This is a genomic window from Streptomonospora nanhaiensis, assembly GCF_026642255.1.
GTDB lineage: Bacteria > Actinomycetota > Actinomycetes > Streptosporangiales > Streptosporangiaceae > Nocardiopsis > Nocardiopsis tropica.
In genome coordinates this window covers 4,002,939-4,029,313 of sequence record NZ_CP113264.1, presented here as the reverse complement: position 1 = coordinate 4,029,313, position 26,375 = coordinate 4,002,939, and the positions used below count along the sequence as shown (strand labels likewise).

The following is a 26,375-nucleotide window of genomic DNA, read 5'->3' as shown; positions in this document are numbered from 1 at the left end:
GAGCCGACCGGTTCGGTCGGCGGGCGCGCGGGGCGGTACGCGCCCCGCCGCCTTCTCAGCGGTCGACGGCGGCCATGTCGGCGGCGGCGTGGCGCTCGCCGGAGGCCGGCGCCAGTTCGTTCAACCGGGTGATCTGGGCGCCGGTGAGCCGCAGGCCGTCGGCGGCGGTGTTCTCCTCGAGACGGTCGGCGCGCCTGGTGCCCGGAATGGGAGCGATGCCTTCGCCCTGCGCGAGCAGCCACGCGAGGGCGACCTGCGCCGGCGTGGCTCCGACCTCCGCGGCGACCCCGCTCACCCCATCGACGATGCGCAGGTTGCGCGCGAGGTTGCCGCCGGTGAACCGGGGGTTGGTACGCCGCCAGTCGTTGGCGTCCAGGCCGTCCAGCGAGCGGATGCCGCCGGTGAGGAAGCCGTGCCCGAGAGGCGCATAGGGGACCAGGCCGATCCCCAGTTCCCGCAGAGCGGGCAGCACGTCGGCCTCGACGTCACGGGTCCACAGCGAGTACTCCGTCTGGACGGCGGCCACGGGGTGGACCGCGTGGGCCCGGCGGATCGTTGCCGAGGCCGCCTCCGACAGGCCGATGTGGCGCACCTTGCCCGCGGCCACCAGTTCGCCCAGCGCGCCCACCGTGTCCTCGACGGGGGTGCCGGGGTCGACGCGGTGCTGGTAGTACAGGTCGATGCGGTCGGTTCCGAGACGCCGCAGGGAGCCCTCCACCGCCGCGCGGATGTTGGCGGGGGTGCTGTCGGGGCCCGGTCGGCCGGTGTGGGAGACGAGGCCGAACTTGGTGGCGACGACGACCTGGTCGCGGCGGCCGCTGATCGCGCGGCCCAGGAGTTCCTCGTTGACGTAGGGCCCGTAGGCCTCGGCGGTGTCCAGATGGGTGGCGCCGAGGTCCACGGCCCTCTGGACGGTGCGGATCGACGCGGCGTCGTCACGGCCTGCTCCGGTGTAGAACGCGGACATTCCCATGACGCCGAGGCCGATGCGCGAGACCTGGAGGCCGCCGAGCGATGTGGTCCGCATGCGGTGGTCCTTCCTGGACGGGTCGCCGGTCCGCGGTGGCGCACCTGTGCCGGTGTGCCCCGGGCCGTGCGAACTTGACGCATCAAGTTCTACGTGACTCAACTTGATCCGTCAACAACGGCGGTTAGGATGGGGTCATGGCGAGAATCACGGCGGGGGAGCACGGGTCGGACCGGGACGCGTCCCAGGGGCCGACGACCGAGAGGGCGGAGCCCGGCGAGGATCTCCACGCGGGACGGCCCGCCCCTTCGGCTGCGCCGGCGCGGTGGCTGGAGCCCGACGAGTTGGCGGCGTGGCTGGCCAACTCCGCGCTCATGATCAGCCTGCCGGCCGCGCTGGACGCGCGGATGCAGCGCGAGTCCCGGATGACCTTCTTCGAGTACATGGTGCTCTCGGTGCTCTCCGAGCAGCCGGCGCACACCCTGCGCATGAGCGAGCTGGCCGCGCGCACGTCGGCGTCGCTGTCGCGGTTGTCGCACGTGGCGGGGCGGCTGGAGAAGCGCGGACTGCTCACACGGGCCCGGGTTCCGGGGGCCGGTCGGCGCACCGACGCGATACTGACCGAGGCCGGTCACGAGGCGGTGGTGGCGGCGGCGCCGGGGCACGTCGCGGCGGTCCGCGAGTATCTGATCGACGGCCTGGGGCCGCAGGAGCTCGCGGCGCTGCGCCGTATCGGCACCGCGGTCGAGGCCGCCATCAAGCACGGGCGATCCGAGAGCGGCTCAGCGGCACCGGCTCCCGAGGAGGGAGCGACATCCCGGGCGGACGGTCCCACACCGCCGCACGGGTAACCCCGCCGCCCGGTCCCGGACGGCCGGGGGTGGGGGCTCACCGGTCGTCGGTGACGGTCCCTCACTCCCGGTCGTTCTCGATGCTCCACTCGACGAGCGGGTGCAGGACGCGCATCAGCCCGGCCCCGCGTTCGGTGGGCCGGTACAGGATCTGCACCGGGGTGGTCGGCACGACCGTCCGGTCGATCAGCCCGTGGGCCTGCAGTTCCCGCAGGCGCTGGGACAGCAGCTGGTTCGAGATGCCGGGAACGTACGAGCGGTACTCGACGAACCTGCGGGCGCCCCGCACGGACGCCAGCAGCACCGAGGCGGTCCACTTTTTGCCCACGATCTCGACCGAGCGCTGGAAGCTGCGGCACACCTCGTCGTCGATGTACTCGAATTCGTCGGCTGCACCACCGTGTGCGGAGGGAGCCGCGGACGTGTCGGTCGGTCGGGATCTGGCCATGCGGGCAGGGTACCGGAGAGGGTCATCTTTGCTGACCGAGTCATGTCTGTTTTGTTGCTGAAGGGAGCTGTTGGGCAGTCTTGGACCATGAACACGCATCCCATCTGTCGGGAATCGCCATGAACCGGGGACACTCGCCGGGACACGGACCTCACCCGCCCGCCGGTGCCGCTCGCGAGCCCCTCACCGCCGATCGAGCGCCATGAAACCGCCGCTTTCCGACACGCACACCGCCGAAGCCGGGGTTCTCCCGGCAACGGCGGAGCCGATCGGCCGCCAGGAGGAGACCGCGGCCCTCGACGGGCTTCTCTCGGGGGCACGCGGCGGTAGGGGCGGCGCCCTCGCGCTGTGGGGCGAACCGGGCATCGGCAAGTCCACCCTGCTGCGCTACGCCCACGACCGGGCCGCGGACTTCGTCCGGCTCGGCCACCGGGCCACCCGGTCGGAGTCGGACCTGCCCTTCGCCGGGCTGCACGGGCTGCTGCGACCGGTGGCCGCGCGGACGGGGTCGCTGCCGACGGACAGGGGCGCGGTGTTGCGTACCGCACTCGAAGCGGGTACGGCGTCGGCGAACCCTCTCCCGGTGGGGGCGGCCGTGCTGTCGCTGCTCTGCGCGATCGCCGAAGAGCGGCCCGTCCTCGTCTTGCTGGACGACGCGCAGTGGCTCGACGCAGCCAGCGCGCGGTGCCTGGGAATCCTCGTCCGGCGTGTGGCGGCACATCCCGTGGTGGTGCTGGTGGCCGACCACGGAGACCCGGCCGCCCGGCCGTGGGAGGGCATCCCCGACGTGCGGGTCGAGGGCCTGGCCGAGGAGAGCGCCCGGCACCTTCACGCGACCGTGGCCCCGCGCGCCGACGAGGCCGTGGTGCGGGCGGCGGTCGAGGAAGCGGGGGGCAACCCCCTGGCGCTGCTGGAGTCGGTCGGGTCCGACTGGGTTCCCGACGAGGTCGAACCCCTCCCCGGCCGGCTGCGGCCGCCCGTCGGACCGCGGCTGTGTCGCGCCTTCCGTGCCGCGATCGAGGCCCTGAGCCCCCCGGCGCGGTTACTCACCGTACTCGTGGCGGCCGAGGACCACGGTGACCTGCTCGTGGTGCGGCGGGCCGGCCGCGCCTTCGGCATCGACGACACCGCCTGGGACGAGGCGGCGGACGCGGGCCTGCTGCGCGTGAGGGGCGACCGAGTGGGGTTTCGCCACCCCGTCGTGCGCAGAGCCGTCTACGAGTGCTGCGGTGCCGCGGCGAGGCGGCGGGCGCACCAGGCCCTGGCCGCCGCGCTGCCGGACGAGGCGGACGAGCACGCCTGGCACCTCGCCTCCGCCGCACACGACCACGACGAGGACGTCGCCGGGCTGCTCGAACGGACCGCTGCCCGCTCCCGGCTCCGCGGTGCCATGGCGGCGGAGGCACGGGCGCTGCGGCGGGCCGCCGAACTCTCCCCGGCGCCGATCGACGCCTCCCGGAGGCTCGCCGGAGCCGCACGGGCCGCCTGGGACGCCGGGTGGGCGACCACCGCGGAGCGCCTGCTCGACGACGCGGAGCGGTTGGCCCCGGGGACCCACATCGCCCGCTGCAGCCTGGGACTGCGGGGTGTCATCGAGTCGTCCCGCGGCGCCCCCGAACTGGCCCACCACTACCTGACCACCGACATGGAGCTGGTCGAGGACCCGGGTACGGCGCTGGAGCTGGGCACCACGGCCATGCGCGCCGGCTGGGCGGCCGGACGCAGCGATCTGGCGGCCGGGGCTCTGGAGGCGCTGCTGGAACTCGACGTCGAGGAGCGGGCCGGGCTGCCCGTCCTCCTGGCCTGGTGGAGCGACGACCCGGCCGCCGACACCGCGCCGGCCGACGCGACCGGTTTCGCCGACGCCCTCTCCCGGGCGCGGAGGACGCCGCTGCGGTTGCTTCCGCCTGCTCCTCTCGCTGTGGTCTGGGGCATCGACACGGCGACGGGGGACGCGCTGCGCCGCCGAGCGCCGCACCTGCGGCGGCGTTTCGAACCGGCCCGGCTCGCCGACGTCCTGGCCCATACCGCGACGCTGGACGGCTTCGCCGGCCGCTGGGCGGAGTCGGAGTCCGCGGCCGAGGAAGGGTTGCGGCTTGCGGAGGACGTGGGCGCCGACCAGATCGCCGCCCACTGCCGCAACTGCCTGGGCTGGCTCGCCGCCGTGCGCGGTGACGAGCACCGGGCCGCCGAGGCCGCCGACCGCGTGCTACGGACCGCGCTCCCCCGGGGAAGCCGTGCGGTGAGCGCGGCGTCCTACTGGATCAAGGGCATGACGAGTCTGTTCCAGGAGCGCCCCGGGGAAGCGCTGGACACCCTGCTGCGCCTGGCCGACCCCGGACACGGCGCGATGCACCCGACCTTCGCGCTGCTGGCCGCGCTCGACACCGCCGAGGCCGCTGTGCACGTGGGACGGCTCGACGTCGCCGAGGAACGGGTGCGGCGGCTGCACGCCTGGGCGCGGCGCACCGGAGCGCCGTGGGCGTGCTCCTCCGCGCACGCCGCCGAGGCGCTGTTGGGCGGACCCCGCGCCGAGGACGCCTTCCGAACCGCGCTCGACGTGCACGGCACACGATCGCAACCTCTCCTGCGCGCCCGCGTCCAGCTGTTCTACGGCGAGTGGTTGCGTCGGGGGCGCCGGCGGACCGATGCGCGTGTCCACCTCGGGAGCGCCTTGGAGGTGTTCGACCGGCTGGGGGCCGAGCCGCTGGGCCGGCGCGCGCGGCGTGAACGGGACCTCACCGGCCCCCCGGGCGGCCGGGGGAGCTCCGACGCCGGAGAGGACGTCCGACTCACCGCCCAGGAGCACAGGATCGCCCGGCTGGCCGCTCAGCGGATGACGAACCGCGAGATCGCCGCGAAGCTGCGGATCAGTCACCGCACCGTGGGCCACCACCTCGGCAACGTGTTCGCCAAGCTGGGCATCACCGCGCGGTCCGAGCTGGGGCGCACCCACGGCGGCCCGGAGCCGGGTTGAGCCGTGCCGGTGTGTGGGGCTGCCGAAGCCGTTCGCGGGCCGGACGACGCCGGGACGGTGGTCGCCGGGGGTTCGGGCCGCCTCCGGTAGCTCGGGGGGACCTACCGGAGGCGGCGCAGGGGGCACCTTCTCGAACGGGGCGCGAAGGTCTCCACTCCTCGCTCCCCGGTGTCCAGTCGAGTCGCCCTCCCAGGTTTCAGAATTCCGATAACCTGGTTTGCGCGTGACCGGAACTGAGAAACTTGTTCTGATCCGCGCATGGCGTTTTGTACCCGGCGTGCCGCGTTTAAAAGCCTACGAACGAGTAGATCTCACCTGTGAACGTTCCTGAACGTTTCTGAACGCCTGGGAACGCGATTCCGACGTGTGTGCGCATCAGGCTCATTGGTTCATATTAGGCACTCAATCGGGCATACCCTGTTCTCCCCCATGCCGCTTCCTCCTCGACTTGAGGTACTTTTCCCCACATCGACACCTCACGGGCATCCACCTCTCGATCGCGACGTCTCCGGGGTATCTGTCGCGATTTCTTTCCGCTATGAGCGGGTGTGTTCCGGTCCAGTCGAAGAGGAAAATCCTTCACGAAAGGGTTGTTGAGCCCATGATTCGCTTCATCTTTCACAGGGGCACCACATCCACAGGCACGTTGTGCGCCTGCGGCCGGACCGGGGGCACCGCCCCCGTCGCGCACGGGGCGGAGGCCGGCCGATGAACCAGCGGCGCCAGCCCGAGAGCGGCCCCCAGCAGTCCCTGTTCCGCTACCGCCCCGAATACGGCTACGAAGTCGTTCCCGACGCCCTGCCGCGCCGGGTCCGCGTGGACGCCGAGGGAATGCTGTGGGGCGAGGTCCCCGTGGTCCCGGTGGTCTCCGTGACGCCCCCGGAGGAGCCCCGCACCCGGACCGGCCGCAGCGTGGAGGTGCTCGTCGTCGGCGAGCGCTCCTCCCACGGTTCCGCGGCCGGGGCGCGCCGCCGGCCGCAGGCCGTGCCGGACCTTCCGGGCCACGACCTCAAGCCCGACCCGCTCCTGGCCGCGACCCCCGCCGAGTTCATCGAGACCATGCGCCGCTACCGGCGGTGGGCGGGGGAGCCCTCGTTCCGGGAGATGAACCGCCGGGTGGAGTTCTGCTCGGCGGCGGCCTTCTGTGCGACGCTGCGCGGTGACCAGCTCCCCAAGTACTCCGTGCTCAACGCGTTCGTGGTCGCGTGCGGAGGGTCCGAGGAGGACTTCCAGCGGTGGGTGACGGCATGGCGGCGCCTGGACCAGAACGGCGAGGAGCGCCCCACCATGATCCTGCTCCCGCCGAAGGACTGACGGTGCGGGGGGACGGGGCCCGTCGGCCCCAGCGGAGAAGGCCCAGGTCTCGCGCGCGAGGAGAGGCAGAGGGACAGGTGTCCGACAACCGGGACGGGGCGCGGGGCCGACGCGCCCGGAAGAGGGCGGAGTGCTGCTCCGCCGAGAACGGTCCGGCCGCCGAGGAGGCCCGGCGGAACACGAGGATGCTCCTGCTCACGGCCTTGGGAGTGGTGATCGCGGCCGCGGCGCTGGCGGTCGGCGTGGGCCAGTGGTACACGTCCGCCCGGCCGACGCCCGGGAGCGACTCCGACCGCTCGACCCTGCAGGTGAACGTCACCGTGCAGGAGTGACCGGACACCGTTCCGGGCCGAGCGGCCGGAGCGCCCGCGACCGGCGTGGTGCCCCCTGTGTCCTGCCAGGAAACCCGGGGCACCCCGCCGGGACCCCGCCGGCTCGTGGATATCCACGAGCCGGCGGGTGGTGATCGGCAAGGCGTGATCCTATCGGGGATCCGCCGATCGGGTCGGTCGGAAGCGGGAACGCCTGGTCACGCGTTCGCGCAACGGTGCCCGTGCCATCGCTAACCGAGCTGTTCGGCCAACCCGACGATGATCCCCGCGGGGCCGCGGACGTAGCAGAGCCGGTAGCTGTCCCCGTACCGGGCCAGCTCACCGACGAGTTCGGCGCCGTGAGTGCGCAGACGGGCAACGACGTCCTCGATGTCGTCGACGGCGAACATGACGCGATGCATGCCCAGCGTGTTGTGCGGCGGGTTGTGCGGACCGGCGCCGATCGGCGCGGGGGAGTGGTATTTTGCCAGCTCAAGACGTCCGTGCCCGTCTGGGGTGCGCATCATCGCGATGTCGCAGCGGACGCCGTCGAGTCCGACGGTGCGGTCCGCCCAGGGGCCCTCGATCTGCGCTCTGCCCTCTAATTCCATGCCGAGTTCGGTGAAGAAGGCGATGGCGGCCTCCAGGTCGTCGACGACGATGCCGACGTTGTCCATCCGCTGAATCGTCATGGTGGTTCTCCTTCGTCGCGTGGCCCGGCGTGCCCAGGTGTACCCGGGACGGAGCCGGCGCCGCGTTCTCGACACCCGGAAACGGGCTGAGTTCCCAGAGGCCTGCCTTGAGACCCTCACCGCTCCCGGGGTGCCTGCCTAGGAGGCGAGGTAATCCAGGGCGAACCCGAGCAGGAACAGCGGGACCGCGATGACGCGTACCGCTCGCTCGAAGCGGGGCCGCTCCAACAGGGCCCCGAAGCCGGCCACCGCGGACGGCCCGTGGAGCAGCAACAGCCAGACGGTGGGGTAGACCGCGAGCACGGCCAGGGCGATGAGGAGGGGCGCCCCCCATCGTCCCGCCACAGCGCTCGGGTACGAGTGCGACCGCCACGATGAGCAGCAACAACCCGAGCAGCACCACACCGAGCAGTCCGACGATGAAGTACGGGCCTTCGCGCTCGGTACGAAGGGCGCGCCCCCAGGTCATCAGCCGGGCCGGGCCGATGACGTCCAGGAGGATGGTGGTACCGGCGAGGAACGCGAGCAGTTTCCCGAGTCTGCCCAACCACAGCACGGGCACGCCGTACAGGGTGTGGCCGGTGAGTTGCTGCCCGGACCACCACAGGTTCCAGGCGTCGAGGAGGGAGAGATCCATGCCTCTATGAGACCCCGTTCTGAGCACGACACGGGGTCTCCCACCAGATCCTGCAGTGGTCCTCCTGGACCTCGGGGAGTCGGGGCGGGGTGGTCAGGGTCGTCTTGGCGGCCGGGCGGGCTGAGGTGACCTGCGCCAGAACCCGCCGCGCGGCAGGTTCATCGCGTAAGAGCCTGGGGACACTGCAGCCGCGCACGAGAAAGCCCCGCCTTCCACGCGAGGGTGGAGGGCGGGGCTGGTGTCAGGGGTGGAGCTGGGCGGCCAGGTCGAGCAGGCGCCGCACCTGGGGGGCCACAGCGGACCTCAGCGCGTCGGCTGCCCGTAGCTTCGGGGGAATCAGGCCTTCTAGCATTCCTGGAGGCCGTCGAACCTGCTGGGCCACGGCCACTGGTAGCTCATCTGACCGTTCGCGGCAATCGTTGTGCAGGAGAAATCGGGGCCGTAGGCCAGCAGGACTTTGATACGAAGGTTGTCGTCGCAATCGTTGTACACCGTCAGATAGTCCGTAGCTCCGCTGTCGTTGAGGCTGGTGGTAACGCAGTTGGGGACCGCCGCAGCGGCCTGCGGAGCTGTCGCTGCGGCGGCGGGAGTGGACCAAGCCAGAAGCCCGGCCGCCGCCAGCGCGCTGGCGGCGATTGCTGAAGTCGTCTTCCCAAGCATGACGAGAACTCCTTGCGTCAAAGGTAAATAGGGCAAGCACAGCATGCGCGCCATGGTTGGCACAGCCAAGGTCTCTTGGGCGTCCGGGTGTGGCCATGGCCGGACGCGGCCACCCTGCGCGGAAGAGGGCTGGAGGGGCTACTCGTCGTCGGTCAGCTCTGCCTGCTTGTGTAGAGCGCGAGACCGTCGTGTGGAGGGCTCTGTGGGCTCAGTCGTCCTTGGCCGTGGACTGCTCGGCGCGCTCGGGCTCCGACGGTGCGCACCCTCACCGCCCTGTGACGGCCCGGGCTGCGAGAAGGTTGACGGCCGTGTCGTCCGCGACGTTGCTCCGGCACGGGTGGGTCACAGGGAGGCGCGGGCGATGGTGCCCGCGGTGAGGGTGGCCAGCATCTCCTGCAGAGCAGTCACGAAGTCCAGCTTGAACGCGGTGAGTGACGGGTCGGCCTGGTAGGCGGCCAGCATCGCCTCGGAGGGGCGGGAGTGCGTCCACACGGCACCGATGGCCATGATCATGGCCGCGATCAGCTGGGGTGCGCTGTTGCCCAGCTCGGGAAGGTGCCGGTGGGCCAACGCCGCGATGTCGGCGACGTTGGCCACGGCCGCGCGCTTGTAGCGGGCGGCCACCTCGGCGGAGACGTTGTGCTCCAGCACCCCCGCCTGCGCGCTCAGCAGGTCGCACAGGACCCGGCGCTCTGCGAGGGAGCGGGCCACGACGGTGGCGAACTGCTCCGTACGCCGGTCCACGGACGCCGCCTGGTCGATGCCGGCGTCGAGGAGGACGGGCAGGTCGGCGATCCACTGCTGCCAGGCACGGTCGAGCAGCTCCAGCAGGATCGCCTCGCGGGATTCGAAGTAGCGCAGCACGTTGGACTTCGCCAGCCCGACACGGCGGCTCAGTTCGTTGAGGCTGACGGCACTGGCGGGCATCTCCTCGAGCATGGTCGCGGTGGTGTCGAGGATGGCCTGGCGCCGTATCTCGCGCTGCTCCTCACTGCGCGCACGCTGGAAGTTCGTCATACCCCAAGGATACAGACTGCCGGTCTTTTGACATCAGACCACCGGTCCCTTAACTTGGGGTCGCGCCACAGAAGACCTCCTGGCCGGGCAGCCGGTCGCCATCCGGACTGCTCCGTGCACCACTGTGAGTAGCTTTCCGCTTACGCAAGGGGTTGCCGTGGCACCCCCTGAAAGCGAGAACACCATGAGCCCCGCCGCAAGCACCGAAGCGAACATCGCGGTCGTCAGACGCTTCGTCGACGAAGTCGTCAACGGAGGCGACCTCGACACGATCGACGAGCTCTGGGCCGACGACATGATCTGGCGCGGCGGCAGCCTAGGGGAGCACCACGGCATCGACGCCTACAAGAACTTCATGGCGGCCAACGCCGTCGGCGCCTTCACCGGCATGCGCCTGGACGTCATCCAGGTCGTCGCGCAGGGCGACACCGTCGTGCTGCTGTTCACCAACAGCGGCACCCACACCGGCGCATTCATGGGCACCGCTCCCACCGGCAGGCACGCCCGATGGCTGGGCACCGCCGTGTACCGCATCAAGGACCACAAGATCGCCGAAGCCACCTTCGCCGAGGACATCCTCGGCATGCTCTTCCAGCTCGGCATCACGACCCTTCCGAGCGCCGCATGACCCGCGCGCAGCACACAACGAACCGGCGGAGAACCACAGAGATGAACCACTGGACGCCTGACAGCATCCCCGACCAGAGCGGCCGCACGGCGCTGATCACCGGCGGGAGCAGCGGGATCGGGCTCGAGACCGCGCGCGTCCTGGCCCGGCACGGGGCCCGCGTCATCCTGGCCGGACGCAGCCAGGCCAAGCTGGACCAGGCTGCGGAGGCCGTGCGCGCCTCCACTCCCGGGGCCCGGGCCGACACACTGCTGCTCGACCTGTCCGACCTCTCCTCCGTCCGCGACGCCGCCACGCGCATCGCCGAGACCGAGACGGTCGACCTGCTCTTCAACAACGCCGGCGTGATGAACCTGCCCGAGCGCCGGCTGACACGCGACGGTTTCGAGATGACGGTCGGCACCAACCACCTGGGCCACTTCGCCTTCGACGCCCAGGTCTGGCCCGCCGTGCGCCGCTCGTCCGCGCCGCGCGTGGTCACCGTCAGCGCCATCGCGGCGCGGTGGCCGACGGGCAGGCTCGACGACCTGATGAGCGAGAAGGGCTACCGCGCCATGGGCGCCTACGCCAAGTCCAAGCGCGCCAACATCGTCTACACCCTCGAACTCGCGCGCCGCACGGCAGCCAGCCCCGTCGAGGCGCTCGTCGTCCACCCGGGGTCGGCGATGACCGGACTGCAGCAGCACGGCAGCGACGCTCTGAGCCGCCTGGTCACCCCGATCGCCGCACGCCTGCTCATGGGCTCGGCCGAGGGCGCGGCCTGGCCCTCCCTGTACGCGGCGACCAGTACGCGCGTCGGCTCCGGAGAATTCATCGGCCCCGCCGGACGCGACCAGACCTCCGGCACCCCCAAGCCCGCCAAGCTCCCCACGGGCGCCGACGACCCCGCGGAGGGCAGGCGGCTGTGGGCGGCGAGTGAGCAGCTCACCGGAGTCCCCTTCCACCCCGGGACCGAAACAGCCCCCTAGGGCCTGTTTGGTAAGTCAGAGCCATTCGTTGATGGCAGCGATCCGGACGGTGGCCTCGTAGCGAAGGGCGAGCTTGTCGTAGCGCGTGGCCACCGCCCGGTTGCGTTTGAGCCGGTTGATCCCGCACTCCACCGCGTGCCGGGCCCGGTAGTCGACCTTGTCAAAGCCCGGCGGGCGCCCACCGGCCCGCCCCTTGCGCTCCCGGTTGCGCACCCGGTCCAAGGGTTCGGGAATCGTCGCTTTGACCTTGCGTCTGCGCAGGTAGGAGCGGATTCTCTTCGAGCTGTAGGCCTTATCGGCGCGCACCCGCACCGGGCGGGTGCGCGCCGGCCCCGACCGGCCCCGTCCCGCCACGCGCACGCGCTCCATGACCGGCTCGAACTGCGGGGCGTCTCCCCGCTGCCCCGCCGTGAGCACCACCGACATCGGCTTGTGGCCCTGCTCGCAGGCCAGGTGGATCTTGGTGGTCCACCCGCCGCGCGAGCGCCCCAGGGCGTGGTCGTCGGGCTCCACCGTTTCGTGATCTGAACCTTCCCCTTTTTCTGGGCCCCGGCGGCGTGCTGGTGGGCGCGCACGATGGTGGAGTCCACGTTGAGCTGCCAGGTGATCAGTCCCGCCGCATCGGCCACCGACTGCAGCGAGTCCAGGAGCCGGGCCCAGGTGCCGTCCAGGGACCAGCGGCGGAACAGGTCGTAGACGCTCTGCCAGGGCCCGTACCGTTCGGGCACGTCCCGCCAGGGCGCCCCGGCCCGCACACGCCAGCGGATGCCGTTGATCAGTTGGCGTTTGGACCGCGAGGGCGGGCGGCCCGTGGTCGGGGCGGGCAGCAGGGGGCACAGCAGCGCCCACTGGGCGTCGGTGAGGTCACCGCGCCCCGGTTTGGGTAGAGTCACAGCGAAGCCTTCGGTGGGCTCGGTCTTCTTGGTCGTTGACTCGTCTACCGAAGGCTTCGCTGCTGTGCGGGGTGACACGCCTGGCGTGACCGGATCGGTGCTTTGATCCCTGATCACACCAGTTACCAAACAGGCCCTAGACCCCCAAGGGTCGGCACGTGGGAAGCACACCCTCGACCGGCACCCCACCCACGCAAGGAGTTGGACATGAACACCGGACTGATCCTCGGCGGAGGCGGCTTGGTCGGCATCGCCTGGGAGACCGGTGTGCTCGCCGCCCTGTGCGAGCACGCGGGGTTCACACCCTCGGCCTGCTCGGTCGCCGTCGGCACATCGGCCGGAGCCTACGTCGCGACGATGGCCATGGGCGGAGTCGACCTGGTCGAGCGCGCCCGCGCCGAGCAAAGCGGCGCCCTGCTCACGTCACCGGCACCGCCCCCCGAACCAACCCCCGGCGCCACCACCGACACCGGTGGCGGCACCAGCGCGGTTCCACCGGACATCATGCGCCTGATGCTCTCCCCCGAAGGACCGGGTATCGAGCGCGCCCGCGCCATCGGCCATCTCGCCATGGCCGCCACACGCGACCTGGACCAAGACGCGGCCGTCCACCTGTTCCGGTCCCTGCTGCCGCTTTCCCTCTGGCCGGAGGGCGACCTGCGCATCACCAGCGTGCGCTGTGAAACCGGCGAGACCGTGTCGTGGACACGAAGCGACGGCATTGATCTGGCCACAGCCGTCGCTTCCTCCTGCGCCGTACCCGGCTTCTTCCCACCGGTCCGATTCGACGGCGCCCATTACTGCGACGCCCCCCGCCTTCCCAGCGCCGCCGCACTGGCCGAGGAGAAGAACCTCGACGCCATCATCTTCATCGGTCCCCGAGCGGGACCACTCGCCAACGTGGCCGAAGACGCAGAACTCGACGAGCTCGAACGGCAGGGGCTACGCATCGTGAGGATCACCGACGGCCCGGACTTCACCGAAGTCGCCGGAGAAGTCCTCGACCAACGACTGCGCCCCCGCGCCGCCCGGATCGGCCTGGAGGACGGCCGCAGAGCTGCCCCACAGGTCGCGGCGCTGCTGTGAGGGACACCCCACTCGGCTGTCGAAGCAGGGGGTCGTCGTCGTAGAGCGCGGCGCGATCGGATGACAACCGCAGGCCCCGGCACTGCAAGCCGCAGACGGCGCCGCCTGTTCTGCCTCTCGGTGCAGTCGGTGCTGCTGCGGCCGGGCGCGCCCCAGGAGTACGACCGGCGTGAGCGGGCCGAGGGGATACTTCACCCCCAAGCGGTGCTGTGCCCGGCCAGGCGGCGGATCAACGTGTTGTGGCGATGCCGCGGGACGGGCGTCCCGCAGCCTCAACGGCTTGACAAGGCCATGGAGAGGCCTGCGGGCAGAGCGGTGTCAGCCGTGGTGCCTGTCAGCCCCGGCCGGGGGCTCGGCGCCGGGGGCGAAGCCGTGCCGGGCCAGTACCGAGCCCCGGTCGAGGCGGAACACGAACAGGGACAGCCACAGCCCGCCCACCGCCAGCAGGCTCTCCGCCGCCTTGGGCATCGGCCCCACCGTGTACTCGCCGCCCCCGGGGCCTACCCCCGCGTAGAGGGCTCCGCCCACCGCCAGGGGAGCACACGCCGCCATCACGGCCATGAGCGCGACCAGGCCCCAGGCGAAGCGGCGCACCGCGAACCAGCGCCCGGTCGCGTCGTCGCGGGCCCACATCCGGTACCGGTAGGGGAGCCGGGAGCCGAAGAGGCGGTAACCGGCCCACGCCCACAGCGGCGGCCTCTCGCGCAGGCGTGTGCGCACCCCCGCCAGGGCCAGCCCCCGCAGTTCGGCGCGGTCCACCGTGGTCGCGCCGGGGGCGCGCAGCTCCAGTGCGGTGGCCACGATCTCCTCGCCGCGGCTCTCGCGGTAGTGGCGCGGGTACCAGCGCAGTGCCCGGCGCAGCTGCTGTTCGTAGGCGTCCATCGGTCAGGCTCCTCCTGGCTGGGGGCGGGGGCCGGGGTTGAGCAGGCGGTGGGCGAGATCGGCGAGGCGGGCCATGCGCTCGGTCTCGGCGGCCAGGACCGCGTGTCCCTGGCCGGTGAGCCGGTAGTAGCGGCGGTTGCGCCCGTTGACGACCTCCTCGCCCGCGGCCTCGACCAGACCCTGGTCGCCCAAGCGGTCCAGGGCCCCGTACAGGGTGCCGGCGCCGAGCTTGACCTTGTCCTCGGACAGCCGGCGCACGGAGGTGATGATCCCGTAGCCGTGGGTGGGCCCCTCGGTCAGGGCCAGGAGGACGAGGTAGCTCTGCTCACTCAACTTCATACAGAGAATATATATCAGGAGACGACATATTAAGTCCAGGGGTACGTGTTGGCAAGCGGTCGTGGTGCCCCTGGGATGTCTGTTGCTCATTGTGACGATTCCCGTCCGTAATAGGACACAGGGTTACGAAATCGGCCCTGGGTCCTCTACGTTGAGTGCGGCGCGTCACCGAGAGACCTCGGTCCGCACGCGCTCGCCTCCTCTGAACCGGAGCTCCCCTTGCGCATGAAGACCCTCCCCGCCCCCGTCCTGGTCGGCCTCACGGCTACCGGACTGTTCGCGACCGTCGCTCCCGCCGACGCCTTTCCTCTGCCGCGGTACTGATTCCCCGACCCGTTCACCTCCCCGAGTTCCGCCCGCTCCGCCGCGCCTCATGCGCGGCGCACAGAGGCCTCGTCACATCAGGTGGGAATGGCAACGATGGTAAGAATCCACTTCACCAGCACCGACTTCGCGCGAACCGTGGTGGCGGCGGAGCCCGACCCCATGTGGGAGACGCTGCTCAGCCTTCACATGCTCCAGAGCCGGGACGGGCGCAGGGTGTTCGGACCCTGGCGCCGCACTCTTGGCGGGGTCCCTTCCGAGTCGCTGCGCGACGTGCTGCCCCTGGTGCCCCCGCGCGGTTACTCTCCCGACTTCCTCACCCCCGCGGGGGTCATCGGACACGTGGAGGAGGGGATCGACGTCCTCGCGGGCACACCGCGCTCTCGACTGCGCGGCGACCTGGAGGTCCTCGGACGCGACCGGAGGCTGCCCGGATGGAGCTCGGACCTGGCGAGGGGGAGCACGGGCGCCCTTCGCAGGCTCACGGGCGCCTTGCGCGACCACCACGACCGCGCCCTGGCGCCCCACTGGGACTCCATCCGCCGGCATGTCCACGCCGACCGGGCCCTGCGCGCCCGCACGCTGCTCCAGGGAGGCGTCGACTCCCTGCTCTCCGGCCTGAGCCCGGCCCTGGACTGGCAGTCCCCCGTGCTGGAGATGCGGAGTCTGCTCACCGACCGGGACCTGCACCTGGACGGGCGAGGACTGCGCCTGATCCCGTCCTTCTTCTGTTGGCGCGCTCCCATTCTGCTCCGGGATCCCTCCCTGCCGCCCGTCCTGGTCTACCCCGTCGACCACGACGCGGTGGAGGCCGACTGGATCTCAGGCGTGCGGGGGCGCCGTGGCGACGAGGCGCTGGGAAACCTCCTCGGCCGGACCCGGGCCGAGGTCCTGTGCACAGTGGCCCGTCACGGACACTCCACCACCCAGGTGGCCCGCCACGTCGGCGTCTCCATGGCGACCGCGAGTCAGCACCTGAGCGTGCTGCGGGAGAACGGCCTGGTCGCCACCCACCGGCTCGGCTCCTCCGCGCACCACACCGCCACACCCCTGGGGCGTGGTCTGTGCGGTGGTTGAGCGGTGGTCTGGCTCCGCGCTGTGTCGGTGCCGCCGTAGACCTCCGCTTCCCGGACGCCTTGATCCCGACCGGTGGGGTGGAGGGCCCCGCTGCGGGGAGGACTCGTCTCCGGGAATCCCTCCTAACTGCGGATTTCGGGCACGGTCGAAGGTTGTTGCCGGTCTACAGTCGTCGAGCGGAGGATATTGACAACAGCCGGAGCCCGCTCCGAGAGCGGCAGACGGACCCATGCCTCCTGTGAAAGTGGAGCCCCCATGCGAATGAAGACCCTACTCACCCCTGCCTTGGTCGGCCTCAGGGCCATCGGCCCGTTCGCTGCTTCCGCCGCTCATGCTCAGTCCATTCCATTGGTCTCCACGGCATGTGGCTTCACCGAGGCCGGAGGGATTTTCTGAATCGAGAACTGCGGCAGCGTCGACTTCTGGTTCCATGTTGACTACGCCCCGCCCAAGTCCGACCGGGTCCGCACTTCAGCGGACACCGCTCCCGCGAAGCGGCGGCCGACCGTGACGCCCGCCCGGCTCCGGTTCGCGACCACCGCGCAATGCGTTTTGTCCGACCCCGCGGCGGCGCGGGATAGTCTGCTCGGGTGTTCGAGACAACGGCGTGGAAGGAGCGCGTGCTCCGCCCCGTGCGAAGAGTGAGAGCGGCCGACGCCCTGCTCCCAGCGGCCTTCGTGGCCCTGTCCTTCGTCCCCGGGGTCGCCCACCAGGGGGTCGATCTGGTGGAACTGCCGGACGACCGGTCCCTGGACACCCTGGGTCTGGCCCTCATCGCCGCCCAGGCCGCGCCCCTCGCCCTCCGGCGCCGGTTCCCCCTCACCTGCCTGGTCGTGGTCGCCGCCGCGTTCACCGCCTTCCAACTGCTGCGCTACCCCAACGCCTTCGCCTCCCTCGCGCTGATCGTGGCCCTGTACACCGCCGGCACGCGCCCGCCGCGCCGCCCCGTGCCGGTGATCGCGGGGGCGGTCGCCGCCTACGCGCTCGTCTGCTCCTTCCTGCACCTCGCGGGCTCGCGCGCCACCGTGGCCGACTACTTCGCCTTCGGCCTCGTCCTGGCCGCGTGCTGCGCTCTCGGCGGGTGGGTCCGCGCCCGGGCCCTGGACGCGGAGGAGCGCCGCCGCCGCGCGGAGGCGGACGCCGCCGCCGCCGAACGGGCCCGTATCGCCCGCGACCTGCACGACGTCGTCACCCACCACGTCACCTCGATGGTGGTCCAGGCCGACACGGCGGGCTACCTGCTGGGGCGGTCCGACCGGGTGGGAACCACTCTGACCAGCATCGGGGAGACGGGGCGGCGCGCCCTGGACGATCTCCGGCACCTGCTCGGAGTCCTGGACGCGCGCGAGGAACCGACCGCTCCCTCCCTCGGCGAACTCGCCGGCCTCGTCGAGCGCTCCCGCAGGGCCGGGCAGAACGTGGACCTGGTCGAGGACGGCGAGCCCCGGCCGATGCGCCCCCAGGAGGAGGAAGCCCTGTACCGCGTCGTCCAGGAGTCCGTCACGAACGCGCTCAAGCACGCGCCCGACAGGCACGTCGTCGTCCGCATCGACCACGGGGACGACGCGGTGGGCGCGCGGATCACCACCGGGGGCGGCGCCCCTCCGGCCGAGGGGACCGGACCGCCTCGGCCCCATCCTGGCGGCGGTCGCGGCCTGACGGGCCTGCGGGAGAGGGTCGGCGCCGTCGGCGGGGAGCTGCGCGCGGGTCCCTCCGACGACGGGGGCTTCACGGTGCACGCCAACATCCCCAGGGGGGAGAAGTGAACGGTGGTTCGCCCATCCGTGTCGTGGTCTGCGAGGACGACGAGCTGGTGCGCGCCGGGTACGCCGCGGTGCTCGACGCCCAGCCGGACATGGTCGTGGTGGGGCAGGCCGGCGACGGCGCCGAGGCGGTGAGCGTCATCCGGGACCTGCGGCCCGACGTCGCGGTGATGGACATCCACATGCCTGGTCTGAGCGGTATCGAGGTGACCGCACGCCTGGCGGAGCCGCCGGACCCCCACCCGGTGCGGGTCCTGGTGGTGACCACCTTCAACCTGGACGAATACGTCTACGAGGCACTGCGGGCGGGAGCGAGCGGGTTCCTGCTGAAGGACGCCCCGCTGCACGAGGTGATCGCGGGCGTGCGCACGGTCGCCCGGGGGGAGGCCCTGCTGGCGCCGGCGGTGACCCGGCGGCTCATCGGCGAGTACGCCCTGCGGATCCGACCCGCCGACCCCGCCCCTCCACCGGTGCACACCGAGCCGCTGACCGGGCGCGAGCACGAGGTGCTGCTCCTCATGGCGGAGGGACTGTCCAACGGGGAGATCGCCGAGCGGATGACGATCGCGCACGAGACCGTCAAGACCCACGTGTCGCGGATCCTCACCAAACTCCGGTTGCGCGACCGGGTCCAGGCCGTCGTGTTCGCCTACCGCTCGGGGCTGGTGCGGCAGGGCTGAGAGCCGGGTCCCCCTTCCGAGCTACCGAATCGCGCTCGCGCGGGCGATGTGGCCGAGGGGGCTCCTTTTCTAGCCTGGGAACCGGTCGGAGCGCCCCCCGCGCTCCGCGTTCCAGGAAGTGGTCCCGACATGTCCCACGACGCCGCACCCGCGTCCACCCCCCGCAGGCTCCGGCAAGTGGCTCCGCGCTTGTTGCTCCTCCTGCTCCTGTTCGGCGTCCTGGCCGCGCTCATCCCCGGTGTGACGAGCGCGGTGGGCACAACGGTGTGGGCCCTGCCCGTCGGCGTCGCGGCGGCGGCCCTGGGCCTGTGGGCCTACCGGCTCGCGATCCGCCGGATCGAGGGGAGGGAGCCGCTGGAGCTCTCCCGCGAGGGGGCGGCCCGCGGACTCGGATGGGGGACGGCGGCCGGCCTCGGCGTGTTCACCGCGACCATCGCGGTCATCGCCGTCTTCGGGGGCTACCGGATCACCGGCTGGGGATCGTTCGAGGCGTTCCTCGCCGTGTGCGGACTGATGTGCGCGGTCGCGGTCGCGGAGGAGCTGCTGTTCCGCGGGGTGCTCTTCCGCGTCGTGGAGGAGGTCTCCGGCACCTGGGGAGCGCTCGCCGTCAGCTCCGTGCTCTTCGGCGGACTGCACCTGGTGAACCCGAACGCGACCCTGTGGGGCGCGCTGGCCATCGCCCTGGAGGCCGGTCTCATGCTCGGCGCCGCCTATGTGGCCACGCGCTCCCTGTGGCTGCCGATCGGTCTGCACCTCGGCTGGAACACGGCGCAGGCCGGGGTCTTCGGCACCGCCGTCTCCGGCAGCGAGGACGCGTTCGCCGGGCTGTTCGCCGGGGAGACGAGCGGGCCCACCGCGCTCAGCGGGGGCGCCTTCGGCCCCGAGGGCAGTGTCTTCGCGGTGCTGCTCTGCGGCGCGGTCACGGCGTACCTGCTGCGCGTGGCCCACCGCAGGGGCCACATCGTGCCCCGGCCCGCGCGCCGGGCCTGAGCTCCCGGTCGTCGGCTGCGTCGCCGAACGGCGAGGGGTCCCCGGTCGGCCCGGGGGTGGTCGCGATCCCGCGTCGGACGGGGACGTGGCCCCAGGGGGGCGGTCCGCGAACTGCTGAAGGGCCTGCGTGCTGCCGTCCGGGAGGGGCGCTGTGCCACGGGCCGGACGGACTCGCGCCGCCCCTTCCGCATGGGTCCGCGCGGGTAGCAGCAGCCCCAGGCACGGGATTCCGTGAGGGAGACGGAGGTGAGGACCTCGGCGCACAGCGCGTCGAGGTCCTCGCGGAGTTCTTCCACAGGGGCCGGGTCCACGCGCCCGTCACGACAACGCCCGTCGCCGCCCGGCCGCGGAGGCGGAGGCCGCCCCTCCTGGGGGCGGCCTCCGTGTGTCAGCCCTCGTCGTCCATGGGCTCCTCGTCCATTCCCTCGTCCATGGGATCCTCTGACATGTCGTCGCCCATGGGGTCCTCCGACATGTCGTCCTCCCCGGACTCCTCCGTCATCTCCTCGGACATGTCATCGGTCATCTCCTCCGACATGTCCTCGTCCGCGGGACCGTCGGTCATCTCCTCGGAGTCCACCGAGTCCCCCTCTCCCCCTGCCGTGTTCTCGCAGGCGGCCAGACCGAGGACGGCGGTGACGGCGATCGCGCCGGCGGCCAGCAGTGTGCGGCTCCGGTGAAAAGTCGTGGGCATGGTGTCTTCTCCTTCTCGTCATGTGCGTTTCCCGCCCGGCTCGCGGTCCGAGCCGGGTGTTCCTCACGGGCGGCTCAGACCACCGTCACGGTGATGCGGTGGTGTCCGGTGGCGCCGGCGGGCGCCGGGGCCGCCCGGTCGGGGGTCTGTACTCGCCCGGCCCGGTCGGTGGCGCGGACGGTGATCGTGTGCTCTCCGGGTTCGGCTTCCCACTCCAGGACCCATTGGCGCCAGGTGTCGGTGCTCCCCTCCGGGGCGAGTTCGGCCTCGGTCCAGGACCCGTCGTCGACGCTGACCTCGACCCGGTCGACGCCGGTGCCCTGTGCCCAGGCCACTCCCGCGACCGCGATCCGGCCCCGCTCCGGGCTCGCCCCGTCGCGCGGGGTGTCCACGCGCGACTGGGTCCTGATCGGGCCGCGCTCGGCCCACCCCCGCGGGACCCAGTAGGCGTCGAAGGACGCGAAGGTGGTGAGTTCGACGTCGACGATCCACTTGCAGGCCGAAACGTAGCCGTAGAGGCCGGGGACGACCATGCGGACGGGAAAGCCGTGCTCGTGTGACAGGGGGCGTCCGTTCATGCCCACGGCCAGGAGGGCGTCGCGCCCGTCCGTGACGTCGGCGACCGGGGTGCCGATGGTCATGCCGTCCTCGGACCTGGACACCAGTTGGTCGGCGGGCCCGCCCTCGTCGGGCGAGCGCACCCCGGCCTCGGCGAGCAGGGAGGCGAGCGGGACGCCGAGCCAGCGCGCGTTGCCCAGATAGCCGCCGCCCACCGGGTTGGACACGCAGGTGAGCGTGATGTCCCTTTCGCACAGGTCGGCGTGGCGGAGGAGGTCGTCGTAGGCGAGGACGAGCTCCCAGCGCACGCCGAGGCCGTGGATCCGCAGGGACCAGGTGGAGGCGTCGATGCGGGGGACCGAGAGCGCGGTGTCGATGCGGTAGAAGTCGCTGCCGGGGGTGAAGTACGGGGCGAGGCCGTCGATTTCCAGGTCCACCCCCTCGGGCAGGGGCGCGGCCCTGTCGGCGGGCGCCGGCAGACGGACGGTGGCCGGGGTGAGGCCGCCGCCGGAGATCCCGGCGGACAGCAGGCGGGCGCCGGCGCCGACTCCGGCCGCGGCGGCCGTGGCCGCTCCGGCGAGGAGGACGAAGCGACGCCGGTCGGGACCGCCCGCGGCGCCCGGAGCGGTTCGGCCGCCCCGTAGTGTGCGGATCGACCAGGTGAGGACGCCCGCGAAGACGACCGTTCCCGCGGCGGTGGGCAGGGCGTCGAGCGGAACGGCGTCGGGACGGCTGAGTGCGGCGGTCAGACCGGCGCCGGCGAACAGTGCGGCGCCCGCCGCCCCGAGGACGGGGCGCCGGGACGCCGCCGCGCCGATCAGGGCCGCCGCGCAGGCGAGGAGGACCCCGATGCCGGTGAGCAGCGCCACCTTGTCCGCAGTGCCGAAGAGGTCGACGGCGAACTGCTTGAGGGGGAGGGGGACCAGGTCGATGACACCGGCGCCGACGGCCTGGACCGGCGTGGCGGTCGGGCGTGACAGAACCGCTCCGACGACTTCGGCCGCGGCCAGGGCGACCGCTGCGGACACGAGTCCGGCCAGGGAGGCCGAGCCCGTGGGGATGCGTCGTGGTGTGTCGGTCATGCCCTTGGTTCGGTGCCGGACCGGCGAGGGCGACTCCGCATTCGGTAACGAAGAGGTGACGAATGCGGAGCGGCGGTCTCCTCGGGCCGCCCGGGACCGAATCCCGGAGTGACGAGGTGGGAAGGTCGGTGGCGAGGTGAGGCGGGCGAGGATGCGCGTTCCCGGATCGGGGGCCCACACGGTGTCGGACGGAGGGCGCGACGACGAGGAGTGCTCCGGCGGGAGGCACGCCCTGTCTGCTCTGCTGCACGAGGTCGCACTCGGCGACCTGTCGGCGTTCGAGTCGCTCTACCGGGAACTCTCGGGGGCGGTGTTCGGCGTGGCCAGACGTGTGCTGGTGGATACGGCCCAGGCGGAGGAGGTGTGCCAGGAGGTGTTCCTGGAGGTCTGGCGGACCAGTGCCCGCCACGACCCGTCCCTGGGCAGCGTGGGCGCATGGGTGCTGACCATCGCCCACCGCCGGGCGGTGGACCGGGTCCGCTCCGAGCAGGCGGCGTCGGACCGGTTGACCGCGGTCGGCCGACTGGAACCGCCGGCCACGCCGCACGACACGGTGCCCGAGCAGGTGGAGCACCGGCTGGAGCGGGAGAAGGTGCGCCGCTGTCTGCGGAAGCTGACCGAGCCGCAGCGCGAGGCCGTGCGCCTCACCTACTACACGGGGTACACGCAGCGGCAGGTGGCCGACCTCCTGCGGGTACCGCTGACCACGGTCAAGGGACGGCTGCGCGACGGGTTGATCAAACTGAGGGACTGCCTGGGGGTGACGGTGTGAGACGGCGGGGGGAACACGGTCTGACGGCGGGCTACGCCGTCGATGCCCTGGAGCCCGCGGAGGTCCGGGCGGCGGAGCGGCACCTCGCCGAGTGCGAGGACTGCCGGCGCGATCTCGCGGAATTCCGTGAGACAGCGGTGCGCCTGGCGCGCGCGGAGACGGTGCAGCCGAGGGAGGAGGTGTGGGAGTCGATCCTGGCCGAGGCCCGGGTGACACGTCAGAAGCCGCCGACGCGGTCCCGTCCGGCGGAACGGACCCTCCGTTCCCGGAGCGTAGGGCGGTGGCTGCCGTGGGGGCTGGCCGCGTCCCTCGCGCTGTTCTCCATGGTGCTGGCGGGGACCCTGGCGTCCGTCAGCGAGCGGCTCGCCGAGCAGGAGGCCCGGACCTCGGAGGTGGAGACGCTGCTGGCAGCGGCCGACACCAACATGGTCGCGGCGTCGCTGGGCGAGGCCCGGGCCACGGTCTTCGCCTCCTACGACCGCGACGCCGCGGTCCTGGTGGTCGAAGGGCTCTCCGCCGCGCCGGAGGGTATGGCCTACCGCATGTGGTGGGTGGACGGTGACGGTGTCCGCCCCGCGGGGGTCATGGAGTCCTCGGGCGAGGGCCGGTACGCGGGTGTGGCCGGTGACATGGGGTTCCCCGACCAGTTGTGGATCTCCCTGGAGCCCGAGGGCGACATGGCGGAGCCGAGCGGTGAGGAGCTCTCCATCGACCTGTGAGGGTACGGCCGTCCGGCCGGGTCCATGACCCCGGAGGCCGGATCCGCCGTCCTATGACGTCTGCGACTGGTCGGCCCACCCGGCGGAGGCCTCCGACGAGGTGGACCCCGCAGTGGTCGCGGGCGGGGACGCAGGCGTAGCGTGCGCGAGCCCGTGGGAGGCGAGCGGATCCCGGACGGCCGGGTCGGCCGGATTGGTGAAGAGCCCGGTGCAGGTGTCCGTCTCCCCGGTCACAAGACCGTGCACCACGGCCCTGCCGGAATCCTTGGTTGAGGACAACGGTCCTCCGCCGTCCATACCGGCGACCATCAGGGACAGGGCTCGCGGGCCCCTACCCGCGACGACGGAGCTCCGTCTCCCCGGGCTGAGAACGCCGTCGTCGCGGCCGAACCCTCGCCCTCCCGGGACGTCGCGGACGGTCAGCCGACGAAGAGCCGGTCCAGGTGGGCTTCGAGGACCGCCAGTGCCCTCTCCCTGGCCACATGGCCGAGAAGCGTCTGCGCCCTCAACCCCTCCACCAGAGCGAAGGCCTCAAGTGCCGCCGTCTCGGGATCGGTGCCGGCCGCGACCGCTCCCGCGTCGACCCCCTCGCTCAGCGCCTGCTCCAGGAGGGCCTGGATCCCCGCGTAGCCCTGGAGCAGGAACGCGGCCAGCTGCGGCTCGACCAGCGCCCGCGCCAGGAAGGCGACCCCGACCCGCTGCGCCTCCACCTGGCGGGGGTCTCCGTCGAGCAGGCCGCACAGAACCGTGCGGACGACATCCCGCGGAGACGGCGACGTCGCCGGCGCCAAACGCTCGCGGGTTCCGGCGACGTCGCGGGCGCCCACGTATTCCAGCGCGAACAGCAGCATCTCGTCCTTCGTGCGGAAGTAGTGCTGCACGCGGCCCATCGAGATCCCTGCCTCGGCCGCCACGTCGCGCAGGCTGACGCCCTCCAAGCCCCGTGCGGAGACGAGCGCGCAGACCGCTTCCGCGATCTGGGCGCGCCTCTGCCGGTGGTCCACCTGTCTGGGCATCGCTTCCTCCGTCTCCCGTCCAACGCACCGCATTGGACCACGCCTCACGCGTCAAGGTTACAATGCAGGTGCATTGCAATGCGACTGCATTGTCAAGAGAGGAGCTCGGCATGTCAGCAGCACTCCGCCTCATGTTCGGAGAGGCCCGGATCTACGGACTCACCCTGGTCGCCGGCATCCTGCTGATCGTCCAGGGGTACGGGACGGGAGTCACCGAACTCCTCTGGGGAGTCGGTTGGGGACCCCTCGCGTGGGTCGGCGAGCGCGTCGCACTCCCGGACGGCTCACCGTTCCTGCTCGGCTCGCTGGGGTTCGTGTTCGTGCTCGCCACGTGCTTCGCCGTCCAACACGATTGACCACCGTTCACCGGCGCAGGCCGGGGCGGCTGCGCCGGCGGCGACCGTTCACAGGCTGCAGCGGGCGTCGGCGGGCGGGGATTCGAGGTCGAGGAGATACGCGTCGACCACGTCGTCGACGCACTCGCTGCCGCCGAGGAGGTAGGCGCCGTGCTGCTTGCCGTCCACCGTGAGCAGGCTTCCGCCGAGGGCCTGCGCCATCGCGATGCCGCCCTCGTGCGGCGTGACCGGATCGCCGGTGACCGACACGACGAGCGTCTCCGGGAGTCCTTCGACACCGGCGAGCCAGGGCTCGTCACGCGTGGGTGGCGCGGGCCACGCCTCGCACTCGCTGTGGTAGCTCCCCGCCGTGAACACGTCGAGGTCGAACATCGGCGCGACCTCTCCGATCTCGCGTGCGAGCGCAGTCTGTTCCTCCGGCGTCAGACGGGGTGAGTCCATGCAGCGCACGGCGATGTTCGTGTCGAAGTCCGTGCCGTAGGCGCCGTCCGCCGTGCGGGCGTAGAACGCGTCGCGCAGGGCGAGCATCCCGTCGGCGTTCCCCGCCTCGAGCGCGGTCAGGGCGGAGATGACCTCGGGCCACTTCGCTTCGGAGTACAGTCCACCGCTGATCCCGAGGTAGGCGTCCCAGACGCTCACCTCCCGGCTGTCGGCGGTCGCCGCCGGTGTCTCGACAAGCGGCTGGACGATCTCGTGCAGACGATCGTTCGCAGTCGCGGGGTCGGGACCCAGGACGCAGTCGGGCGATTCGGCGCAGAGTGCGGCGAGGTCGTCGAACCGTGCCTGCAGGCCGGCGAACGAGGAGACCCGGAACCCGCTCGCCGTCAGGTCGGGCGCGACGGCGCCGTCGAGCACGATCGCGCGGACCTTCTCCGGGTAGGTCGCGGCGTACATGGCGCCGAGCTCGGAGCCGTAGCTGTAGCCGAGGTAGGTGAGCTTCTCGTCGCCGAGCACCTCCCGCATGACGTCCATGTCGCGGACGACGTTGGTCGACCCGGCGTTGACGAGGTTCGCGACGCCGCCGGAGCCGTCGGTGCAGCGCTCTGCGAGCTCGACCGACTGTTCGGCGCTCGTGATGTCGTACACCGCGCCGAACCGCGGCACGTCGCCCGCGTCGTACTCCTCGTCGGTGTAGCAGTCGAGAGCGGGGGTCGACGATCCGATCCCGCGCGGGTCGAAGCCGACGATGTCGAAGCGCTCGGCGACGGGGCCCGCCTGCCACAGGGGCAGGGTCGATGCCACGAAGTTGGTGCCGGAGCCTCCGGGGCCGCCCGGGTCGATCAGCAGCGAGCCCTCGGTCTCGCCCGTGGCGGGGAGGCGCATGAGCGCGATGTGCGCCCTCTCGCCCTCCGGCTCGTCGTAGTCGAGCGGCACCTCGACCGAGGCGCACTCGAGCGCCGGGTTCGCGAACAGCTCGGCGTCCGCCGCGCTTGTCGCGGTGTCCTCGCACCCGGCCCAGTCGGGCTCTTGCCCGAGGTAGGCGCCGAGATCGGCATCCGTGCCGGAACCCGGTGGAGGAGGAGCGGGCGTGCATCCGGCGAGCAGGAGGAGCACAGCCGTGGCGGCCGCGGCGAGTGCGGTCTCGAGGTGTCGTGATCGATGGGGGAGCCGAGGATGTGATCGCATGCGTTTCTCCTGTGCCGAGCCGCGACCGTGTACGAGGGCGCGGCGACG

The 26,375-nt window shown here is 71.9% G+C and carries 27 protein-coding genes; 14 read left to right on the top strand and 13 right to left on the bottom strand.

The genetic code is table 11. From position 1 onward, the window contains the following. Positions 1 to 55: 55 nt before the first annotated feature. On the bottom strand, positions 56 to 1,027 hold the full coding sequence (locus tag OUQ99_RS17560) for an aldo/keto reductase (RefSeq protein ID WP_267944845.1): 972 nt from the start codon (positions 1,025 to 1,027) through the stop codon (positions 56 to 58). A 137-nt stretch (positions 1,028 to 1,164) separates the two neighbouring features. On the opposite strand from OUQ99_RS17560, the gene OUQ99_RS17555 reads away from it, so the two are divergent. Then, the gene (locus OUQ99_RS17555) at positions 1,165 to 1,818 is read left to right on the top strand and encodes a MarR family winged helix-turn-helix transcriptional regulator (RefSeq protein WP_267944844.1); all 654 of its coding nucleotides are present in this window, start codon (positions 1,165 to 1,167) and stop codon (positions 1,816 to 1,818) included. A 61-nt stretch (positions 1,819 to 1,879) separates the two neighbouring features. Here OUQ99_RS17555 and OUQ99_RS17550 read toward each other — a convergent pair whose 3' ends face one another. Then, positions 1,880 to 2,266 carry a winged helix-turn-helix transcriptional regulator gene (locus tag OUQ99_RS17550; RefSeq protein ID WP_267944843.1) on the bottom strand — a complete coding sequence of 129 codons (387 nt, stop codon included), beginning with the start codon at positions 2,264 to 2,266 and terminating at the stop codon, positions 1,880 to 1,882. 202 nt (positions 2,267 to 2,468) lie between these two features. Between OUQ99_RS17550 and OUQ99_RS17545 the strand changes: the two genes are divergently transcribed. The 3 genes from OUQ99_RS17545 (at position 2,469) to OUQ99_RS17535 (ending at position 6,889) form a co-directional block, all read left to right on the top strand. Further along, a complete protein-coding gene (locus OUQ99_RS17545) occupies positions 2,469 to 5,243 on the top strand; it encodes an AAA family ATPase (protein ID WP_267944842.1) in 2,775 nt (924 codons plus the stop codon). A 708-nt stretch (positions 5,244 to 5,951) separates the two neighbouring features. Then, complete coding sequence (locus OUQ99_RS17540) at positions 5,952 to 6,557, top strand: hypothetical protein (protein WP_267944841.1); 606 nt, start codon at positions 5,952 to 5,954, stop codon at positions 6,555 to 6,557. 77 nt (positions 6,558 to 6,634) lie between these two features. Then, the gene (locus OUQ99_RS17535; protein ID WP_267944840.1) at positions 6,635 to 6,889 is read left to right on the top strand and encodes a hypothetical protein; all 255 of its coding nucleotides are present in this window, start codon (positions 6,635 to 6,637) and stop codon (positions 6,887 to 6,889) included. A gap of 230 nt (positions 6,890 to 7,119) precedes the next feature. On the opposite strand, the gene OUQ99_RS17530 is transcribed toward OUQ99_RS17535, so the two are convergent. From OUQ99_RS17530 to OUQ99_RS17515, 4 genes are all read right to left on the bottom strand, one after another. Then, complete coding sequence (locus tag OUQ99_RS17530; protein WP_267950413.1) at positions 7,120 to 7,545, bottom strand: VOC family protein; 426 nt, start codon at positions 7,543 to 7,545, stop codon at positions 7,120 to 7,122. 153 nt (positions 7,546 to 7,698) lie between these two features. Beyond that, the gene (locus OUQ99_RS17525; RefSeq protein ID WP_267944839.1) at positions 7,699 to 7,905 is read right to left on the bottom strand and encodes a hypothetical protein; all 207 of its coding nucleotides are present in this window, start codon (positions 7,903 to 7,905) and stop codon (positions 7,699 to 7,701) included. A gap of 637 nt (positions 7,906 to 8,542) precedes the next feature. Beyond that, entirely contained in the window at positions 8,543 to 8,857 is a 315-nt protein-coding gene (locus tag OUQ99_RS17520; protein ID WP_267944838.1) for a hypothetical protein, read from the bottom strand. A gap of 342 nt (positions 8,858 to 9,199) precedes the next feature. Next, positions 9,200 to 9,874, bottom strand: a complete 675-nt coding sequence (locus tag OUQ99_RS17515; protein ID WP_267944837.1) for a TetR/AcrR family transcriptional regulator — start codon at positions 9,872 to 9,874, stop codon at positions 9,200 to 9,202. Positions 9,875 to 10,031: 157 nt separating this feature from the next. Between OUQ99_RS17515 and OUQ99_RS17510 the strand changes: the two genes are divergently transcribed. After that, a complete protein-coding gene (locus OUQ99_RS17510) occupies positions 10,032 to 10,502 on the top strand; it encodes an ester cyclase (RefSeq protein ID WP_267944836.1) in 471 nt (156 codons plus the stop codon). A 41-nt stretch (positions 10,503 to 10,543) separates the two neighbouring features. After that, a complete protein-coding gene (locus OUQ99_RS17505; protein ID WP_267944835.1) occupies positions 10,544 to 11,470 on the top strand; it encodes an oxidoreductase in 927 nt (308 codons plus the stop codon). A gap of 15 nt (positions 11,471 to 11,485) precedes the next feature. Here OUQ99_RS17505 and OUQ99_RS17500 read toward each other — a convergent pair. After that, positions 11,486 to 12,363, bottom strand: a protein-coding gene (locus OUQ99_RS17500) for an IS5 family transposase (RefSeq protein WP_431061426.1) whose coding sequence is annotated in 2 segments (ribosomal slippage) — positions 11,486 to 11,982 and positions 11,982 to 12,363 — 879 coding nt in all. Because the reading frame shifts where the segments join, the coding sequence is not laid out codon by codon here. Between the two features lie 207 nt (positions 12,364 to 12,570). On the opposite strand from OUQ99_RS17500, the gene OUQ99_RS17495 reads away from it, so the two are divergent. Continuing rightward, positions 12,571 to 13,449, top strand: coding sequence for a patatin-like phospholipase family protein (locus OUQ99_RS17495; protein ID WP_267944834.1), 879 nt, complete (start codon positions 12,571 to 12,573; stop codon positions 13,447 to 13,449). Positions 13,450 to 13,767: 318 nt separating this feature from the next. On the opposite strand, the gene OUQ99_RS17490 is transcribed toward OUQ99_RS17495, so the two are convergent. After that, the gene (locus tag OUQ99_RS17490; RefSeq protein ID WP_267944833.1) at positions 13,768 to 14,331 is read right to left on the bottom strand and encodes a DUF5313 family protein; all 564 of its coding nucleotides are present in this window, start codon (positions 14,329 to 14,331) and stop codon (positions 13,768 to 13,770) included. 3 nt (positions 14,332 to 14,334) lie between these two features. Then, a complete protein-coding gene (locus OUQ99_RS17485; RefSeq protein ID WP_267944832.1) occupies positions 14,335 to 14,670 on the bottom strand; it encodes a PadR family transcriptional regulator in 336 nt (111 codons plus the stop codon). Positions 14,671 to 15,090: 420 nt separating this feature from the next. Here OUQ99_RS17485 and OUQ99_RS17480 point away from each other — a divergent pair, with 420 nt between their 5' ends. The 4 genes from OUQ99_RS17480 to OUQ99_RS17465 all read left to right on the top strand — a co-directional run bounded on the left by OUQ99_RS17480 (position 15,091) and on the right by OUQ99_RS17465 (position 19,504). Beyond that, the gene (locus OUQ99_RS17480; protein WP_267944831.1) at positions 15,091 to 16,071 is read left to right on the top strand and encodes an ArsR/SmtB family transcription factor; all 981 of its coding nucleotides are present in this window, start codon (positions 15,091 to 15,093) and stop codon (positions 16,069 to 16,071) included. Between the two features lie 590 nt (positions 16,072 to 16,661). Next, positions 16,662 to 17,837 (top strand): sensor histidine kinase, encoded by a 1,176-nt coding sequence (locus OUQ99_RS17475; RefSeq protein ID WP_267944830.1) that lies wholly within the window; start codon positions 16,662 to 16,664, stop codon positions 17,835 to 17,837. Then, positions 17,834 to 18,514 (top strand): response regulator, encoded by a 681-nt coding sequence (locus OUQ99_RS17470; RefSeq protein ID WP_267944829.1) that lies wholly within the window; start codon positions 17,834 to 17,836, stop codon positions 18,512 to 18,514. Before OUQ99_RS17475 ends, OUQ99_RS17470 begins: the two co-directional genes overlap by 4 nt. A 177-nt stretch (positions 18,515 to 18,691) precedes the next feature. Continuing rightward, positions 18,692 to 19,504 (top strand): CPBP family intramembrane glutamic endopeptidase, encoded by an 813-nt coding sequence (locus OUQ99_RS17465; protein WP_267944828.1) that lies wholly within the window; start codon positions 18,692 to 18,694, stop codon positions 19,502 to 19,504. A 388-nt stretch (positions 19,505 to 19,892) separates the two neighbouring features. Here the strand turns inward: OUQ99_RS17465 and OUQ99_RS17460 are convergent, their stop codons facing one another. Continuing rightward, complete coding sequence (locus OUQ99_RS17460; RefSeq protein WP_267944827.1) at positions 19,893 to 20,198, bottom strand: hypothetical protein; 306 nt, start codon at positions 20,196 to 20,198, stop codon at positions 19,893 to 19,895. Between the two features lie 74 nt (positions 20,199 to 20,272). After that, positions 20,273 to 21,838 (bottom strand): molybdopterin-dependent oxidoreductase, encoded by a 1,566-nt coding sequence (locus tag OUQ99_RS17455; RefSeq protein WP_267944826.1) that lies wholly within the window; start codon positions 21,836 to 21,838, stop codon positions 20,273 to 20,275. 151 nt (positions 21,839 to 21,989) lie between these two features. On the opposite strand from OUQ99_RS17455, the gene sigK reads away from it, so the two are divergent. Next, positions 21,990 to 22,610 (top strand): ECF RNA polymerase sigma factor SigK, encoded by a 621-nt coding sequence (gene sigK / locus OUQ99_RS17450; protein WP_267944825.1) that lies wholly within the window; start codon positions 21,990 to 21,992, stop codon positions 22,608 to 22,610. Further along, positions 22,607 to 23,329 carry an anti-sigma factor gene (locus tag OUQ99_RS17445; RefSeq protein WP_267944824.1) on the top strand — a complete coding sequence of 241 codons (723 nt, stop codon included), beginning with the start codon at positions 22,607 to 22,609 and terminating at the stop codon, positions 23,327 to 23,329. The genes sigK and OUQ99_RS17445 overlap by 4 nt, the downstream gene beginning before the upstream one ends. Positions 23,330 to 23,748: 419 nt before the next feature. Here the strand turns inward: OUQ99_RS17445 and OUQ99_RS17440 are convergent, their stop codons facing one another. Then, entirely contained in the window at positions 23,749 to 24,345 is a 597-nt protein-coding gene (locus OUQ99_RS17440; RefSeq protein WP_267944823.1) for a TetR/AcrR family transcriptional regulator, read from the bottom strand. Between the two features lie 110 nt (positions 24,346 to 24,455). Between OUQ99_RS17440 and OUQ99_RS17435 the strand changes: the two genes are divergently transcribed. Next, positions 24,456 to 24,701 carry a hypothetical protein gene (locus OUQ99_RS17435; protein ID WP_267944822.1) on the top strand — a complete coding sequence of 82 codons (246 nt, stop codon included), beginning with the start codon at positions 24,456 to 24,458 and terminating at the stop codon, positions 24,699 to 24,701. 48 nt (positions 24,702 to 24,749) lie between these two features. Here OUQ99_RS17435 and OUQ99_RS17430 read toward each other — a convergent pair whose 3' ends face one another. Next, on the bottom strand, positions 24,750 to 26,327 hold the full coding sequence (locus tag OUQ99_RS17430; protein ID WP_267944821.1) for an alpha/beta hydrolase: 1,578 nt from the start codon (positions 26,325 to 26,327) through the stop codon (positions 24,750 to 24,752). Positions 26,328 to 26,375: the final 48 nt, after the last annotated feature.